The sequence below is a fragment of the Micromonospora cremea genome (assembly GCF_900143515.1).
In the GTDB taxonomy this organism is placed as follows: Bacteria; Actinomycetota; Actinomycetes; order Mycobacteriales; family Micromonosporaceae; genus Micromonospora; species Micromonospora cremea.
This window is the reverse complement of record NZ_FSQT01000001.1, coordinates 240,992-254,159: the sequence shown is the minus strand read 5'-3', so window position 1 is coordinate 254,159 and position 13,168 is coordinate 240,992. Positions and strand designations below refer to the sequence as shown.

Genomic DNA, 13,168 nt, shown 5'->3' with positions numbered 1-13,168 from the left:
GCGCGTAACACGGCCCGAACCGGCTCTGTCATGCTGTTGTTAGGTCTTCCAAGGCATGCTGGAGGCATGATCAGGCTGCGCAACGGGACCGTGGGGGTAAGGTTCACGATCCTGTACGCCGTTGTGTTCCTCCTGTCGGGTGTCGGGCTGCTCGGCCTGACCTTTCTGCTCTCTGACGGCAGCCTGAGCAGCGTCGCCCCCGCCGGGAATCCCCCCGCCCACGGCAGCTTCGCTGTGGCGCAGCAGCGCATCCGGGAGCTGGAGGACCAGCTGGCCGAGGTGCACGCGCAGCAGGCCAGTCAGCTGCTCGCCGGTTCGCTGGTGGCGCTGATCGTGATGGCCGTCGTGTCACTGCTGCTCGGCCGGGCGCTGGCTAGGCGCGTCCTGCGGCCGCTGCGGATCATCACCAGCGCCACGCGGCGCATCTCCGCCGACAGCCTGGACCGGCGGCTTGCCGTCATCGGCCCGGCCGACGAGGTGAAAGACCTCGCCGACACCATCGACGAACTGCTCGAACGGCTCGAAGTGTCGTTCGCCGCACAGCGCCGCTTCGTCGCCAACGCCTCCCATGAGCTGCGTACGCCGCTGACGACCATGCGGGCGTCGCTGGACGTCGCGGTCGCCAAGCCCGACCCGGCCGCCTCGACGGTGGCGCTCGCGGACCGCCTGCGTACGCAACTGGACCGGGTCGATCACCTGCTCGACGGGTTCCTCGTGCTGGCCCGGGCACAGCACGGCGCGCTGGCCGACGCCGCCCCGGTCGACCTCGGCGACCTCATCGGCGCGGCACTGTGCGACAGGTACGCCGACGTGGAGACGAAGCGGCTGAGCGTAACGGTGGACGTGCCGCCGGGAACGGCGACCCAGGGCAGCCCGGCGCTGCTGGCGCGGTTAGTGGAGAACGTCGTCGACAACGCCGTAACGCACAACGAGAACGGCGGATGGATCGGAATCACCGGGTCCGCGAGCGAGGAGGAGACGGTGCTCGTCGTCGAAACCGGCGGGCGCGTCCTCGACCAGCGGGAGGTCGACCGGCTGACGCAGCCCTTCGAGCGGCTCGGCGACGAGCGCACCGGCTCCTCGGGACTAGGCCTGTCCATTGTGGCCGGCGTTGCCGCCGCCCACAGCGGCCGGCTCATCCTGCTCGCCCGGCCGGAGGGCGGCCTGCGCGTAACGATCACGTTTCCGGTCGCGAAGGTACCGGCGGCATGACGTGCAGAGCGCGGCATGCCGCGGTCTTCCTGGTTGGAAGGTAGGTCGGCATGAGGATTCTCGTCGTCGAAGACGATCACGCACTCGCCGAGGTCGTCGCGGAAGGGCTGCGCGACCAGGGAATGGCCGTCGACCTCGCCCACGACGGGCTGACCGCCGCCGCCAAGCTCGACCTCACCGCGCACGACGTGGTGGTCCTGGACCGGGACCTGCCCGGCCTCCACGGCGACACGCTGTGCCAGATGATCACCGAGCGGGCAGACCGACCGATGGTGCTGATGCTGACCGCGGCGAGCGCGCCCGGCGACCGGGTCAGCGGGCTGACCCTGGGCGCGGACGACTATCTCGCCAAACCCTTCCACTTCCCGGAGCTGATCCTGCGCATCCACGCGCTGGCCCGCCGCAAGCCAGACGCCCGGCCCCGGACGCTGCACGCAGCCGGGATCGAGCTAGACCCGATACGCCGGACCGCCGTTCGCGACGGACGGCAACTCAACCTCTCGGTGAAGGAGTTCGCCGTGCTGGAGGCGCTGCTGCGGGCAAGCCCGGGCTTCCTGAGCACCGAGACCCTGCTCGAACAGGTCTGGGACGAGAACGCCGACCCGTTCACCAACACCGTTACAGTGACGGTGGGCCGGCTGCGGCGCAAACTCGGCGGTCCACCAGTCATCGCGACGACGCCAGGAATCGGCTACCGGATCGCCTAATCCCCCCCCCCCCCCCCCCCCCCCCCCCCCCCCCCCCCCCCCCCACACACAACGGCACCCAGGCGAATGATTCGAGCGTGACACCCTAACTGGACGAGCCGACACACTCATCTCGGCAAAGTCGGACGTGTCCCGCACGCGGATTCACCAAGGCCCCATCAGCGGCTCGATGAGTGCGTTGCCGCGGGTGGGGTGTGCGGGCTGTCACCCGCAGCGCCAGATCACCGGGACGGGTAGGTCGCCGGCGGGCGATCCGTCGCCCGCGATGAGGTGACCGTTCCGGCTGATCGCCACGGCGTAGTTGGCCAGGCTGCTGTTGTGGTTGTTCAGGTCCGGCAGTGTCAGCGTGCCCGGGTGGCTGGCGAGCACCGCCCGCCCTTCCCGGTTGTTCCCAACGAGCCAGCCGTCGGCGCTGACGCTCCGGCCGCCGATGCTCATCTCTGGGAAGGTCTGGACCTCCCCGGTGCGCAGGTTCCACCGCGTCGGGACATCGCCGTGCGGGCCCCTCGCGGTACCTGCGACCCAGCCGTCCGAGATGGACATGGCGCGCGACGTGGTGGCCTTCGCGCCGTCAATGACCGGTAGCCGTAGTTTTCTGAGCGTGCCGTTGGGCAACCAGGCATACGCCTGCGGCATGCTGGCGCCCTGGCGGTTGAGCGTGCCGACGATCGTGCCGTCGGCGGCGATGTCCCTCGCCTCACCCTCCCAGGCGCCGCTCGGCATCGGCAGCACGGTCGGCTCGGTCGACGGTGATCGCCACACCACGGGCTGTCCACGGCCGGCCGAACCGACCACCACACCGCCATCATTGATGGCGTTGGCCCTGGTAGGGCGCTGGCCCGGCAGATACGTCGCCGCGCCGTCGCGGTACATCCAGGCCTGTTCACCCGTGGTACCGCTGACGCCAACCGCCACGCCGCTGGTGTTGATGTCGGTGGGTAGTTGCTGGTCCCCGGGCACGTGAACCACATGGAGCAGGCCGTTGTCCCAGATCAGCATGTCGAGTATTGGGCTTTTGCCACCTGGGTTGGTCCGACCCACGATGTAGCGCCCGGTCGGGTCCATCCCGATCACCATGTCCATGATGCTGCGTGCCGGCACCGCCAGCCGTTCGACCGGGCAGCGTGTGGGCAGGCCGCGCGGCGGCGTGGTGGGCCTGGACGCGACCGGCGCCGGGTGGGCCGGCTGTGGCACCGAGTCGACCACGGTGGGCGCGGCCACGCTTGCCAGCACGGTGACGCCAACCACCGCCGCGGCCGATATCCACATCTGCGAGGTCCGCCGCCGAGCCGCTGCCCGCCCGGCCTGCACAATCTCCTCCGCGGAGAACCGCGGTCCGTCCACGATCAGGCCGGCCCGACGCTCCAGCGTGCGGCCAAGCCGATCATCCAGCCGGTCATTCACGGCGTCACCGCCTCCTTCTCCGCGTCTTCTTCGTGTAGCTGTCGGCGCAGCGCGGCAAGGCCTCGCGATGCGTGGCTTTTTACCGTGCCGCGCGAGATGTCCAACACCTCGGCGATCTCCGCTTCGGCCATGCCCTCGTAGTAGCGCAGCACCAGCACGGCGCGCTGCTTCACGGGCAGGGCCCGCAGGTGCTGCCACATCGTGTCGCGCTCCAGCCGCGCATCCATCTCGTCCGCGTCGCCGCGCTCAGGCAGCGTGTCGACCAGTCGTTCTCGGTGCGACCGGCCCCGCCACCACGACGTCGCGGTATTGACCATCGCGCGTCGCACATACCCCTCGACCGCAGCGGGGTCTCGGATACGCGGCCACTTGACATACGTCTTGACGAGCACCGTCTGCAGCAGGTCCTCGGCCCTGCCCCGGTCGCCGACCAGCAGGTACGCGCTGCGCAGCAACGCCGCCGAACGCGCTGCGACAAACCCCCGGAACGCGTCTTCGGCAACCTCGTCCATCGAACCTCCACCAGCCAATCCGACCGCTCGAATGAAGGACGCAGCCACTTACCGATCGGTTGTCCGTCGGCCTACTAAGGGACGTCTCGTAACTGTGTGAAGGCGTTGCCCGGCGCCGGGTCGGTGGTCAGCCAGCGAGGATGATGTTGTGGAGGTTGGCGATGCCGGAAGCGGCGTCGGCCAATGTGTGGGCGGCGCGGCGGTAGTCGCGCAGGATCTTGAAGCACTTCATCCTGGCCAAGGCATGTTCGACCCCTGCTCGAACGGTCCGGTGTTCGACGTTGAGGGCTTGCTTCCAGTGCGGCAGGTCGCTGCCGTCGGCGGGCTTGCGGTACGGGATGATCACCTCGGGGTTGCCGCGGTAGCCGCCGTCGGCCATCACAGGCCGCCCGTCCAGCTTCTCCTGGATGCCTGAGCTGCGGTAGACGATCGTGTCGTTGCGGTTGCCGGGCTGCGGATCGCCGACGGCGACGACCAGGCGGGTGGAGGCGTCAATGGCGACCTGCAGGTTCGTCGAGTACCGGTAGTTTTTGCTCCGGGCGGCCAGGCGGTGATCACGGGTAGGGATCAGAGTGCCGTCGACGATGGCGATCTGCTCGACCGGGCGCCGGCGCACCGGCGCCAGAGCGAGCAGCGGGCCGAGGGCGTCAATGACCCGGTGCGCAGCCGAGTGCGACACCCCGAACAGCGGCCCGATCTGGCGCATCGTCAGGTTGGTGCGCCAGTACGCCGCCACCAGCAACACCCGATCCGGCAGGTCCAAGGCCCACTGCCGGCCCGGCCGGCCATCAGCGATCGCACCACCGCCACGCTCGGCTACCAGACGGACCAGCCGGCGGAACTGGGCGGGCTGCAGCCCGGTGAACGGAAACGATCCACTCAGGGTGGGCTGCGGTGATCACCTGCACCCAGGCATCCTGACCGATCATCCTCAACGGACAGACATCGGGGTTACGAGACGTCCCTTAGCCAGGGCGTATCGTCACGGCGGCGCGCGAATGATACTTGCGCCCGCATGGGACTTCGACAGTGACGGCTGGTTGCACAGTCGGGATGGCGGTGGTACGAGGTGTGGAGTCCGGGCTCGCGCTGGCTCGCATCGCTCGCGGTGGGCTGGCTACGATCAGCGACGCATACGGTCGGGTGATCGCCGAGGCGGATACCGCCCAAGGCGTCTCGCTGGACGCGGTCGTCCCCATGCCGGAGGTGAAGACCGCCTACGGCCGGTTCGGCGACTGGTTCGCGTGGTGCTGCGTGATGATGACCGCCGCGCTGGTCATCCTCGCCGTGATCTGAATCCGTCGATGAGTCTTGGATCTGGTTCAGCGTGAACCGAGCGGCGTCCGTGACGCCCTACCGCGTCCGTCGCTGTATCGGATCAGGAACCGTGCTCGGCGGGCGGCGTCCTCCAGCTCCATCACTAGGTTTTCGCGGTTCTCGGCGCTTCACGACCCAGAAGATGCCGTGTCCACCGCCCGCTCCGGGCAAGCCTCTTCACCAAGCCCTGTCCGTGCACTCATCTCGGCATGACCGCGCGGATCGCGGCATGTCAGTGCGTTTGCTTGCGCGGCAACGTCGCACGCAGCATCTCGCGGGTGTAGCTCTCCGACCTGTTGGCGAGCGTGAACTGGCTCAAGTGCCCCCGCGCCGACGGGCGAATTGACCTCTGCGGGAACGGGCATTGCGGGCCGCTGACTGGTGGAATCGGCGGCCCGATCCACCTCAGCGGGCGGGTGCGTGGGCGCTGACCGCGGACCTGATCTCGGTGAGGGTGTGATCGAGGGAGCGGTCGTCAATGACCACCGGGGCGCCGAGCGAGGCCAAATCGTTGCGGGCCTCCCAGCGCAGCCACCAGCGCGCCTGCGAGACCGTGGCGACCGGGTCGGTGGGTACCACCAGCAGCACGGGGGTCTGTGTCCGGCCGCGCATCTTGACGCCCGGCCGCACCTCGGCGATCTCGGGCCATTCGAGCCGGACACCCATCAGCGGCAGCCGGATCCCGTCCGGACCGACCACCACCGCCGGCACCCGCAACAACGTGCTGGCCGCCACCGGGTAACCGAGCAGCACCGCGAAGACCGCGCCCCACACGACCAGCGCCAGGCCCAGCACGCCGCCGCTCATTGCCCCGATCACGATCAGCGCCGCGCCGAGCAGTAGGAACGACAGGGACGCGGCGTTCGGCCGGACCCGCACGGTCAGCGCCATGTTGTCTCCTCCCCTGGTCCGCCCGGCATCATAGCGATCGGTCCCGGCGGCGGCGCGACGCTCGTCGGAGCGTGTGCGCTTGAGGGCCGTCGCCCGTATGGTCTCGTCGCCGGTCCGTCGGCGTGTTCACCGTTGGAAGTGTCGGGACTTCCGATTGATAACGCGGGCGATATAACGCACTTCATTGAGCGCGGATCGCGGCATGAGCGTGCGCTGCCTTCAGACCCCGCGGTCTCGGCGGAATTGAGCCTTGAGTTCCTCGCGGCGTAAATGATCGGCTAGGCGCCACGCCGCCATGTCGGTCTCTGAGCGCCGTGTCAGCTCCGCCCACGGGTCTAAATTGGGTTCCAACTTCTCGACACAGTGCGCCGCGTCATCCATTGGCACGCCGTGGGCAAGGAGGTGGATCAGCACCTCGCCGGGGTGGCGCAGGCCGCCGGTGACGGTGGCCCCGTGGACGACGGTCATCTCACCGTCGGCCCGGCGCATGTCGATCTGGTACTGCTCGCCGGCCCGCTCGACGCGTACGGCGACGACCGGGCTATCCGCGGGATACGTCACCGGTTCAGCCTAGACGCTCGTGCAGAGCCCCGAACGCACGCTCATCGGCAGAGTCGCACGTCGCCACGTCACGTTCCGGAGGCCATGTAGGCGGCGAGGATGTAGTTGGGGTGTCGGTCGAGGTTCTTGCGGGCGCGGTCGTAGCGCATGGTCGTCCGCGGATCGGCGTGGCGGGCGGCGATCTGCACGTCGCGCAGGCTCACGCCAGCGTCGAGCATGGTGGTGACGAAGGTGTAGCGCAGCATGTGCGGGTGCATCCTCGGCATCCGGATCCCGGCGCTGGCAGCGAGGTGCTTGAGCCGGCGGGTTGCGGCATGCCGGTCCATCCGCGCCCCGAGGGTGTTGCGCAGGATCGGACCATCGAGGCGCCCGTCGACCGCACGGTCCACGGCCCTGGCCACCGCGGGCGGCAGCGGGATGAGGACGACCTTGCCGCCCTTGCCGCGCACCCGCAGGACGCGATGGCCGTGCTCCTCACCGAGGTCGCCAATGTTCGCACCGCAGGCTTCGAAGATCCGCAACCCGAGGAGTCCGAGCATGGCGATCAGCGCGAAGTCGTTCGGGTTGGCCGACTGCCGTGCCGTGGTGATCAGAGCTTCGAACTGTAGATGGCCCAACCCGAGAGTGGGTGATTCGGGTGGCACTACCGGTCTGCGGACGTAGTCGGCCGGTGAGTGCGGCAGGATGCCGTCGATGACGCAGACGCGGTAGAAGCCAACCACCACCGACAGCCGGCGGGAAACGGTCGAGGGCTGGAAGCGGCGTACGTCCTGCAGCCAGCGCACATACCGCTCGATGTCCACGCGAGCAACCGACAGCGGCTCCAAGTCCTGCCTCGGACGCCTCGGGGCCGACGTAGTGCGGCAGCACCAACGCTTGAGCGGCGATGACGCGTTCACCGTTGAAGGTCAGCGCCGGGGACCCATACAGCTGATAGCCCTGGTCGAGAAGGCCGCTGACGCGGGCGCAGGATTCAGCATCATCGGGTCCGGTGATAAGGCGGTAGCCGAGCGGCTCAGAGAGATCTGACACTGTCGCAGTGTGCCCGCTCGGCTATGCCTGAACCCAGTCCCGGCTACCACTCCGTCTTGGTCGGCCGCACGACCAGCGGCAGAAGAGGGTGTCGCATGCCCGAAGAGCGGGGCGAGCTGGCGCAGTGTCAGGTTGGTGCGCCAGTACGCCGCGACCGGCAGCACCCGATCTTCCAACGGCAGGCCCCACGGCCGGCCCCGGCGGACCGCGTCCGTTCCTTCACGCCGCAGCATGGTCGCCAACTTGCCGAAACTGCGCGGGCTCAGCCCGGTGAACGGGGCTATCCAGGACGACTGCGACGCCGTGATCACACCAGCCATTCCAAGACCATCTCGCCCGCGACCAGCAGCCATACGACAGCCCTTAGGGTGAGCGGGTGGTCGAACATGATGTGAGGACGGTGCGGGCGTTGTTGCCTGCCCACGTGGTCGAGGTCGGGACCGAGCCGCTGGACCGGCCGATGCGGAACTCAGTGGGCGGCTGGCCATTCCTCGACGACGCCCAGGAATGGCCCGAGTGTTTCTGCGGCGAGCGGATGGCTCTGTTCTTTCAACTCGACATACCCCCGGACGTGGAGATTTTCGGCGGAGACCACCTGCTGGTCTTCCACTGCCGTGCGCACAACGACGCATCCGAACCCGAGTCGGCCAATGGTCGGCTTGTACCCCGGTACTGGGACGCTCCGCAGCCGCCCTACCCGCGCCCGTTCTGGCGTGTGCTGCTCCAGCGCCACGCGGCGCTGCCAGCGGCGGAGGCCGAACCGTCCTTGTGCGCCCTGCCGCTGACGCTGCGACCCTTCATGGATACCCCCAACTCGCGAGGGCTCGGAACCCAGAGTTTCAAGGTGGGTGGTACTCCGTCCTGGGCGCAGGATCCCGAGTACTACAGGTGCGCGTGCGGCGCCGATCTGGTGTACGTCTGCCAGGTGCCGGAGGGCATGGAGTTCGCCGTCCACCCCGGCCAGCCAGAGCAGCCCTACAGCATCCGCGCCGACACCTACTGGCTGTTTCTTGGCAACGAGGTCTACCTGCTGGCGTGCCCGGCCCACTGCGATCCGGCGGCGGTCTGGCCGGTGAACCAGAACTGACCCCTCCGCATCACCGCCCTGCACACCTCCATCACCGCCGATCCCGCTACAACGAGCAGGTCAGCCAACACTCCATAGATCACTTACGGGACAACCTGTAGATCGGCAGCACCAAGTCAGGATCAAACGCCCGGCGACCGACTGCACGATCGCTGGTCTGCGACGCACTCACGGCGGCGTTCTGCCGACACCCAGACATCCGCTCATCGGCACGTCCGGACGCCGGCGACCGGCGCCCGTCCTCACCCTCGGTGACGAGCGCTTCGCGGCAGTTGGGTACGCCCGGCGGTGGCGCTCTTCGGCCAACCGGGAAACCCGTGGCCCGAGGTTTACTTGACCCTCGACCCGGTCGAGGGCTCACTCTGCATGGGTGACGTCCGGAGAACGCGACAAGAGAACAGACCCGCTCTTGATTAGCCTGGAATTGCTGCAGCCGATACTGCGGGCCGGCTGGGGAGCGGATACCTGCGACCCGCATGATGTGCAGGACTGGCATCCAGACAACGCAGCCCGTGGTCAATGCGGAGTGACCGCACTGATCATTCAGGACCTGCTCGGCGGGGAACTGATCCTCGGTGAGGTCTTCGCCAGAGACGCCAAGGTCGGCTACCACTATTGGAATCGGTTACCCGACGGCCGCGACGTCGACCTCACCGCTGATCAGTTCTACCTGCAGGAAGTCGTTGTCGGCGGTCAGGTGCAGCAGCGCCCGCCCGGCCCTCCCCGGCGATGTCGCCAGCAGTACGAGATCTTGCGGCATCGTGTCCTCGCCACCCTGTACGGCAGCACGGCAGAGGAACCCGCGTCGCTGTGACAGTCGACCAACAGCCACGCGCACGGTCGGCGGCAGATGAGGATGCCTGCGAGGGTTTCAACCAGCGTCCTGTCGGGCTGATGTCTCGAACCACCGCGCCGTGAGTTCGCGTGCCCTGCGGTGGACGTGGGCGATTCCCGGCTGGCTGTTGAACGCAGCGAACGGCGGCCACAGGAAGACGAGGATGGCGAGCTCTTCCGCCAGCAGCGCACGCTGCAGCGCGCGGCGTTCGCCCGGCCGACCATCCAGGTAGGTGTCGACCAGAGCTCGGGGAACGGTCACGCCAGCGGGTGTGACACGGACGCTGAGGAAGGCCAGGTCGGACACAGCTCGACCGATGCCGGCCGCCTGCCAGTCACAGAACACCAGTGAGCCGGCGGAGTGCACGATGTTGTCTGTGTGGCAGTCGCCGTGGATGAAGACCGGCGGTAGTGCCCCGATTTGATCCTCAAGTTCAAAGCGCCGTGAGACGAGATCGGCAAGCTGCGGTAGCACGGGGGCCCAGAAAGCCCGGATTTCTTCCAGATCCGCGTTGGCCAGGACCTCAAGTAGCGCATCGGGGCGGTTCCAGCCCGTGCCCGTCGGTAGCGGCATGCTGTGTAGCGTGGCCAGCTCCCGGCCCAGGTTTGCCCACATGCCCGCAGTCCATGATGGCGCCTCCTCGGGCTCGCCCGCCGCCTCAAGCAGCACGACTACAACATCCTCGGCATCCACGCAATCGAGAAGCCTCGGCGTGCGCACCGAGGTGACCGGCGCGACGTCCCGGTAGAAGCGCAGTTCCCGCCGAGCTGCGGCCAGCGCCGTCGGCCCCAACGCGGCGGGTGTGACCTTGAGGTACGCGGCCTGCCCGCCGGGCGTACGCACAGCACGGACCCCGGCGCCAGACCGAGACTCGAGCCGAGCCCCAGACACCTCGCCGACCAGCCCCAACCTATCGAGAATGCTCGTTATGAAATCACTCGACATCAGACCAGTTACACCTCGAACTGCCTCACTGCGCTCTTGGGCTTGACCCGTTTTGACGGACAGGGTCGATGTGTTGATCTTATTCAGGCTGCTTGGCTTGTCGGTAGCCGGTGCAAATCGGTGGCCTCGAACGCGGCGGGGCTGAGGTAGCCGAGAGTGGAGTGTCGACGGCGGGTGTTGTACCAGCCTTCGATGTACTCGAATATTGCCTGGCAGGCGGCGCGATGGGTGGGCCAGGGTTGGCGGTGTAGCAGTTCGGTTTTGATGGTGGCGAAGAACGACTCGGCGACCGCGTTGTCCCAGCACTGCCCACGCCGGCCGACAGAGAGGCGGATGCCGTGGGCAGCGGCGAGGCGGGCGTGTTGGTCGCTGGTGTATTGACAGCCGCGGTCGGAGTGGAACACCAGCCCGGACGGCGGCCGGCGCCGCACGAGGGCATCGGTGAGCGCGGCGTCGATCAGGTCGGTGCGTAGGTGCTCGGCGACCGCCCAGCCCACGACCCGGCGCGAGGCCAGGTCGATGACGGTGGCCAGATACAGCCAGCCTTGCCAGGTGTTGATGTAGGTGATGTCGCCGCACCAGCGGGTGTCGATCCCCGCCGGGTCGGTGCCGAAGTCACGGTTGACCAGGTCAGGTCGCCTGCCGGCGTTCGGGTCAGGCACCGTGGTCGTTCGCCATCGGCGTGGACTCTTGCCGGCCAGCCCGGCGCACCGCATCAGCCGGGCGACGCGTTTACGGCCGTGTCGCAGCCCGGCGTCGGCGAGGTCGGCGTGGATCCGCGGTGCTCCGTAGGTGCCTTTCGACACCGCGTGCACCTGCGTGATCTTCGCGGTGAGCTGTGCGTCGACGCGCTGCCGCTGGGACTGGACGCCGCGTTGCTGCTGGTAGTAGGCGGACCGGGAGACCTCGAGTAGCTCGCACGCGCGCTTGACGTTGTGCTCGCCGGCTTGCTCCGCCTCGATGAACGGGTACACGTTCACCGGGTCTCCTTCGCGAAGAAAGCCGTTGCCCGCTTCAAAATATCGACGTCTTCACGCAGCCGGCGGTTCTCACGCCGAAGCTGCGCGAGTTCGTCTCGCTCATCCGAGGTCAACCCGTCAGTACGGGCGCCGCTGTCGAGTTCGGCCTGCTTGACCCATTCACGCACCGCGGTCTCGGTCAAGTCGAAATCCTGGCTGACCTGCCTGATCGTGCGGTCACCACGCTGACACAACTCGACGATCTCGGCCTTGAATTGCGCCGTGAACGACCGCCGAGGCCGCGACCGCTTCTTCCCCACGTTCTCCATGATGCTGGACATCCTCCCGGAGACCCCAGGTCCCCTGATCTCGGATGTCCGTCAAAACGGGGCAGGCCCAGCCGCGGAAGCCTTCACGGTCCGCGACACGGGCGCGCATCGCGGCATGGCCGAACCGCCGGCGATGGGCTGCCACGCCCCGTAGCGATCGGATCGCGGCGGATCCGGATGTGCGCGGCGGCCAGTCCGGCGAGGCGACCAGTAGGATCCCGGACATGTCCGATCTTGCTGCGCGGTTCGCCCAGCTCGCTGGCGAGTACGACTCCCGAAAGGGAGCGGCGACCGCGCTCGTCGGGCGCTGGGACTGGTACACCTGGCCGGGCCTTGATCTTCGTCCGTTGCACTTCGAACGGGACCTACTCAAGGCTGGCCGCCGGTTGGACGCCAGACCGCCGGTGGATCGGGATGTCCTACGCATCGGGTTCGACGCCGAGGGCCGCGCGGTGGTAATCGAGGAGTACAGCGGCTTTCTTCACGGCCGCCTGTACTACGAGACGTTCGTCGGCCACGACGGCGACGTCGTCGAGGCGGCGCACTTCGATACGGACGGGCCCATCTACCTGCACGAGTACCGCTCTGTGGACGAGTTGATGCGCTCGGCCGACACGGTCGCGCGGGGCGGCTCGGGGCGGGAGTCGTACGCATACACCGATGGGCGGATCAGCCGCATCGAGATCGAGCACGACGGCCAGGCGCCTTCGGTGCTGACGGCGGAGCACGACGACCGCGGCCTGGTCCGCGTCGTCGAGGTCATGGGCCGTCGGTCCGAGGTGCGCTATGAGCGGCCGCCGGCCGGATTCGACCTCGAAGCGGCGTGCCGGACCATCGAAGACGCACTCCTCACGCTGATCCCGGACGCCGTGGCGCGCCTGGCGGTCGACGGTCCCGCCGCCTGCGTCGCGCTAAGCTACTACCGATCGGACGCGCTGTCCTTCGAGGTCCACGGGGTTACTGAGGACGAGCGCGCCGCCCTAGCGGCGATCGACGCCCAGGCAGCATGGTCGCCGGCCGACTTCGAGGCCAGTACCGACGTCGACCTCGACGACGCAGGATCGGTGCGGCTGGTACGACAGGAGCTCGCCCTGCTCGACGCCGGCGACCTCGATGCCGCCGCCGGATCCGAGGTGGGCCGGCGACTGTTGTGCACGGTGGCGGCTCGGCTCAACCTCCGCGACTGGTCGGACACGCTGCCAGTCGCCGACGACTTCGTGGTGTACCCGGTCGACCTTGAGCTGGTCGGCTTGGAGCGGAACCTGGCCGACTGCCTGCCGCCGGACCGGCTCGCCCGGCTACGCGAGCGCGGCCTGCTGTGACTGACCCCGGCCAGGCCCGACCTCCGCATCCGCACATCGGCAGGACCGCGCGTCG

At 68.2% G+C, this 13,168-nt stretch carries 14 protein-coding genes and 3 pseudogenes; 6 read left to right on the top strand and 11 right to left on the bottom strand.

Translation table 11 applies throughout. The features are described from left to right. Positions 1-66 precede the first annotated feature (66 nt). Positions 67-1,212, top strand: a complete 1,146-nt coding sequence (locus BUS84_RS01120) for a sensor histidine kinase (RefSeq protein WP_074307992.1) — start codon at positions 67-69, stop codon at positions 1,210-1,212. A gap of 50 nt (positions 1,213-1,262) precedes the next feature. Then, complete coding sequence (locus BUS84_RS01115; RefSeq protein WP_074307989.1) at positions 1,263-1,919, top strand: response regulator transcription factor; 657 nt, start codon at positions 1,263-1,265, stop codon at positions 1,917-1,919. Between the two features lie 204 nt (positions 1,920-2,123). On the opposite strand, the gene BUS84_RS01110 is transcribed toward BUS84_RS01115, so the two are convergent. The 3 genes and pseudogenes from BUS84_RS01110 to BUS84_RS01100 all read right to left on the bottom strand — a co-directional run bounded on the left by BUS84_RS01110 (position 2,124) and on the right by BUS84_RS01100 (position 4,743). Next, positions 2,124-3,323 carry a hypothetical protein gene (locus BUS84_RS01110; RefSeq protein WP_074307986.1) on the bottom strand — a complete coding sequence of 400 codons (1,200 nt, stop codon included), beginning with the start codon at positions 3,321-3,323 and terminating at the stop codon, positions 2,124-2,126. Then, the gene (locus BUS84_RS01105; protein WP_074307983.1) at positions 3,320-3,835 is read right to left on the bottom strand and encodes a SigE family RNA polymerase sigma factor; all 516 of its coding nucleotides are present in this window, start codon (positions 3,833-3,835) and stop codon (positions 3,320-3,322) included. Before BUS84_RS01105 ends, BUS84_RS01110 begins: the two co-directional genes overlap by 4 nt. 127 nt (positions 3,836-3,962) lie before the next feature. Then, a pseudogene (locus BUS84_RS01100) lies at positions 3,963-4,743 on the bottom strand (transposase family protein). 145 nt (positions 4,744-4,888) lie between these two features. Between BUS84_RS01100 and BUS84_RS01095 the strand changes: the two are divergent. Next, the gene (locus tag BUS84_RS01095) at positions 4,889-5,131 is read left to right on the top strand and encodes a carbon-nitrogen hydrolase family protein (protein WP_074307981.1); all 243 of its coding nucleotides are present in this window, start codon (positions 4,889-4,891) and stop codon (positions 5,129-5,131) included. A 426-nt stretch (positions 5,132-5,557) separates the two neighbouring features. Here the strand turns inward: BUS84_RS01095 and BUS84_RS01090 are convergent, their stop codons facing one another. From BUS84_RS01090 to BUS84_RS01070, 5 genes and pseudogenes are all read right to left on the bottom strand, one after another. After that, a complete protein-coding gene (locus tag BUS84_RS01090) occupies positions 5,558-6,043 on the bottom strand; it encodes a hypothetical protein (RefSeq protein WP_074307978.1) in 486 nt (161 codons plus the stop codon). Between the two features lie 219 nt (positions 6,044-6,262). Further along, positions 6,263-6,604 (bottom strand): hypothetical protein, encoded by a 342-nt coding sequence (locus BUS84_RS01085; RefSeq protein WP_074307976.1) that lies wholly within the window; start codon positions 6,602-6,604, stop codon positions 6,263-6,265. Between the two features lie 68 nt (positions 6,605-6,672). Further along, a complete protein-coding gene (locus tag BUS84_RS37035) occupies positions 6,673-7,407 on the bottom strand; it encodes a tyrosine-type recombinase/integrase (RefSeq protein WP_084756990.1) in 735 nt (244 codons plus the stop codon). A 76-nt stretch (positions 7,408-7,483) separates the two neighbouring features. Then, a pseudogene (locus tag BUS84_RS39285) lies at positions 7,484-7,636 on the bottom strand (DUF1737 domain-containing protein); the annotation flags it as partial. Between the two features lie 50 nt (positions 7,637-7,686). Beyond that, positions 7,687-7,956 (bottom strand): annotated as a pseudogene (locus BUS84_RS01070) (transposase family protein); the annotation flags it as partial. Between the two features lie 56 nt (positions 7,957-8,012). Here BUS84_RS01070 and BUS84_RS01065 point away from each other — a divergent pair. Beyond that, positions 8,013-8,723, top strand: coding sequence for a hypothetical protein (locus BUS84_RS01065; RefSeq protein WP_208869480.1), 711 nt, complete (start codon positions 8,013-8,015; stop codon positions 8,721-8,723). Between the two features lie 370 nt (positions 8,724-9,093). Continuing rightward, complete coding sequence (locus tag BUS84_RS01060; RefSeq protein ID WP_244298303.1) at positions 9,094-9,537, top strand: YunG family protein; 444 nt, start codon at positions 9,094-9,096, stop codon at positions 9,535-9,537. Between the two features lie 57 nt (positions 9,538-9,594). Here the strand turns inward: BUS84_RS01060 and BUS84_RS01055 are convergent, their stop codons facing one another. The 3 genes from BUS84_RS01055 to BUS84_RS01045 form a co-directional block, all read right to left on the bottom strand. Continuing rightward, positions 9,595-10,401 carry a phosphotransferase family protein gene (locus tag BUS84_RS01055; RefSeq protein WP_159450941.1) on the bottom strand — a complete coding sequence of 269 codons (807 nt, stop codon included), beginning with the start codon at positions 10,399-10,401 and terminating at the stop codon, positions 9,595-9,597. A 185-nt stretch (positions 10,402-10,586) separates the two neighbouring features. Next, positions 10,587-11,483, bottom strand: a complete 897-nt coding sequence (locus BUS84_RS01050; RefSeq protein ID WP_074307970.1) for an IS3 family transposase — start codon at positions 11,481-11,483, stop codon at positions 10,587-10,589. Next, a complete protein-coding gene (locus BUS84_RS01045; RefSeq protein WP_084756988.1) occupies positions 11,480-11,803 on the bottom strand; it encodes a transposase in 324 nt (107 codons plus the stop codon). Before BUS84_RS01045 ends, BUS84_RS01050 begins: the two co-directional genes overlap by 4 nt. 212 nt (positions 11,804-12,015) lie before the next feature. Here BUS84_RS01045 and BUS84_RS01040 point away from each other — a divergent pair, with 212 nt between their 5' ends. After that, entirely contained in the window at positions 12,016-13,113 is a 1,098-nt protein-coding gene (locus BUS84_RS01040) for a hypothetical protein (protein ID WP_143728136.1), read from the top strand. The last annotated feature ends 55 nt before the right edge of the window (positions 13,114-13,168 follow it).

Coding starts and splice junctions, on each gene's coding strand:
- BUS84_RS01045 (WP_084756988.1), bottom strand. CDS start 11,803: ATGTCCAGCATCATGGAGAACGTGGGGAAGAAGCGGTCGCGGCCTCGG.
- BUS84_RS01040 (WP_143728136.1), top strand. CDS start 12,016: ATGTCCGATCTTGCTGCGCGGTTCGCCCAGCTCGCTGGCGAGTACGAC.
- BUS84_RS01115 (WP_074307989.1), top strand. CDS start 1,263: ATGAGGATTCTCGTCGTCGAAGACGATCACGCACTCGCCGAGGTCGTC.
- BUS84_RS01105 (WP_074307983.1), bottom strand. CDS start 3,835: ATGGACGAGGTTGCCGAAGACGCGTTCCGGGGGTTTGTCGCAGCGCGT.
- BUS84_RS01120 (WP_074307992.1), top strand. CDS start 67: ATGATCAGGCTGCGCAACGGGACCGTGGGGGTAAGGTTCACGATCCTG.
- BUS84_RS01090 (WP_074307978.1), bottom strand. CDS start 6,043: ATGGCGCTGACCGTGCGGGTCCGGCCGAACGCCGCGTCCCTGTCGTTC.
- BUS84_RS01095 (WP_074307981.1), top strand. CDS start 4,889: ATGGCGGTGGTACGAGGTGTGGAGTCCGGGCTCGCGCTGGCTCGCATC.